Here is a 2,648-nt window from a genome sequence, read left to right on the forward strand (position 1 = left end):
ATCGGCTGACACGTAACCCACGACGATCCGTCTGTCCGGACTGAAGTCGTTGTCGTATAACAAAGGTCGTTCGGCCGCGATCTTTGCACCAATTCGGCGCCACCACTCGCATCGCGCCGCCTGATGCGCGGCAAAGTCGCACGATTGCGAAAAATCCAGGGTGAAAATCCTGCCCGATAGCGCCATCTCCAGATCCGGCTCGATCGCGAGCGCGCGATCGAAGCACGCCAAGGCAGCTTCGCCATCGCCCTTCAGTTCAAGACATCCACCTAGCAGCGCTAAGACATCCGCGCGATCCGGCCGGAGCGCAAGCGCATGCTGGAAGTCCGCCTCTGCTTCCCTTGTCCGCTTCAAATGTAATGCCGCCAGGCCGCGCTTGAGGAAGGCGTCGCAGCATGCGGGGTCCATCGCTATGGCCCTATCACAACTTACGATCGCGTCGGCGAATTTGCCGAGGTTGATCAGAACCGCAGCGCGGTTGATCAACGCATTGGCATGATGCGGATCGATCGCGATCGCATTGTCGAGGCTCTTGAGCGCCTCGTCGAAACGCCTCATACCCAATAGCAGGCTACCCCGGTTGTAGTGCCCATTGGTAAAGTCGGAGTCCAGATCGATCACGCAGTCGAAGCAGGCCAATGCCTCATCGTACCGTTGCAACGCCTTCAGCGAGACGCCCAGGTCGGAACGAGCCGCAACAGATTCGGGATCGAGCAAGACAGCTCGCTTCAGGGAGCGCGCCGCCTCCTCGTAATCGCGGCTCAGCAATTCGCATACGCCGAGCAGATGCCAGGCATCGAAATGATTCGGACGCCTTTTCAGGACCTTCTTGTAAGTGGCCTGGGCGGCGGCCAACTGACCGTCCCGCTGCAATATCCGTGCCTGCATGAACAAGACATCGACATAGGGGGTCTTGGAAGATGTCAGGGGCGGACTTGCAAGGGCCTGCTTGGCTAAGCTCATCTGCCTGTCTCCTCGTGCGGCATCGGCGCCGTCGCCAGACAAGCCGTTTCTGCTGGCAGCGGGATGCCGTGACAGCACACCGAAGCCTCAACGAGACGCGTTAAAAGACTGTTAACCATAGTTCTGGTCGAACGATGTACCGGATCCGGCACGCAGGTCAGCGCAGCGCGGTTATGGCAAGCAAGAACATGTGGCTTCGGTGTCTTTATCACGCCGCCCGCGTTGCAATTCGCCGCAGCGCTCCTTCCACATGGCCTGGTAGGCCTCTTCAACGGCTCGCGTGTAGGCGGCCGGACCGCAGCGCGCGTCGATCCGATCGGGAAGCTCGCGACGAAGCATCCGCAGCAGGTCCGGGGTCGATCGCAGCGCGATGTCAACATATTGATCGTCGTCGGTGGCAACCCAGTCTGTCAGACCGATCGCCGACAGGATAGCTCCGGCTACTCTGGCGGACACCCCGTTGCCGAGCTTCGCCACCACCGGCACCCCCATATACAACGCCTCCCAGGTGGTTACTCCCCCGCCTTGTGGAAATGGATCGAGACAGATGTCCACCCGTTGGTGAGCCGCCAAATGAGCCTCTCGGGAGGTTGATGCCTCGAACGACATCCGCTCCGGCGCTATTCCGTGACCAGCAAATCTTTCAAGCAGCAGGCGCCGGACCGAGGCATCGTCCGTCGATTTATCCTTGATCAGCAAACGCGAAGTGACGTCGGAGCGCAGAATCCGCGCCCAGACGGCGATGGCGGCATCGGAGATCTTGCTGATCCTGTTGAGGACGCCATAGGTCACATAGCCATTTGGTGTCATGGGTGGCACTGCGGATCGCAGCTCGGCTGGCGGCGGCTCGACGATCATCAGGCAGGGCAGATCACAGATCCGTTCCGCGAAAAGGTGCCGAACCTCGGCGGGAATAGCAGTGGAATCGGAGAACACGTAATCGATCGTCGGCAGGCCGGTGCCAGTCCCATGTCCCCACGCAGTCACCTGGATCGGAGCAGGTTTGCGGGCAAAGGTCCGAAGCCGATTACCTTCCGTGTGTCCAGACAGGTCGATCAAAATGTCGACCTTGTCGGCCCGGATGCAATCCGCCAGCCGGTCATCGGACCATTCCGAAACGTCTCTCCAGTGAGAGGCCGCTTTTCGGAAGGATTCCGTAAAGGCGTCCTCGGTAGGAGTGCCGGAATAACAAATGATCTCGAATTGTGTCTTGTCGTGATTCTCCAGCACGGGCCGAAATGATAACGCGGCCGAGTGTTCTTTGAAGTCGGCGGAAACATAGCCCAACACGAGCCGTCTGGTGGCATCGCGATCGTTGTCGTGCTGCGGCGGGTACTGCTCGGCAATCTTTGATCCGATCAGGCGCCACCACTCCGATCGCGCCGCCTGATGCTGCGGGAAGTCTGTATCCGCCATGAAATCCAGGGTGAAAATCCGATTCGAGAGGGCGGCCTCGTCGTCTGGCGCAAGCGCCAGCGCAGCATCGAAGTCGGCGAAGGCCTGGTCCGGCTGCCTCGACAACTGGAACGCGCCGCCGCGATTGACGAAGGCCTTGGGACTGGGCCTCAGCGCGATGACCCTGTCGAAGCTCGCGATCGCATCCGTGAAGCGCCCGAGTTCTTGCAGTGCAATGCCTCGGTTGTTCCAGGCATCCGCGCGCTGCGGATCGATCGAGATCACCTTGT

At 60.2% G+C, this 2,648-nt stretch carries 2 protein-coding genes and 1 pseudogene; all 3 read right to left on the reverse strand.

The genetic code is table 11. The annotated features are described in order from the left end of the window. Window positions 1-1,005: tetratricopeptide repeat protein (locus ABSG20_RS34195; protein ID WP_423868851.1), on the reverse strand; the 1,005-nt coding region annotated here is incomplete at its 3' end. A gap of 129 nt (window positions 1,006-1,134) precedes the next feature. Beyond that, the gene (locus ABSG20_RS34200; RefSeq protein WP_423868852.1) at window positions 1,135-2,379 is read right to left on the reverse strand and encodes an O-linked N-acetylglucosamine transferase, SPINDLY family protein; all 1,245 of its coding nucleotides are present in this window, start codon (window positions 2,377-2,379) and stop codon (window positions 1,135-1,137) included. Between the two features lie 186 nt (window positions 2,380-2,565). Then, window positions 2,566-2,643 (reverse strand): annotated as a pseudogene (locus ABSG20_RS34205) (hypothetical protein); the annotation flags it as partial. Window positions 2,644-2,648 lie beyond the last annotated feature (5 nt).

The organism is Bradyrhizobium sp. (assembly GCF_049512235.1).
Lineage (GTDB): Bacteria > Pseudomonadota > Alphaproteobacteria > Rhizobiales > Xanthobacteraceae > Bradyrhizobium.

Coding starts and splice junctions, on each gene's coding strand:
- ABSG20_RS34200 (WP_423868852.1), bottom strand. CDS start 2,379: ATGGCGGATACAGACTTCCCGCAGCATCAGGCGGCGCGATCGGAGTGG.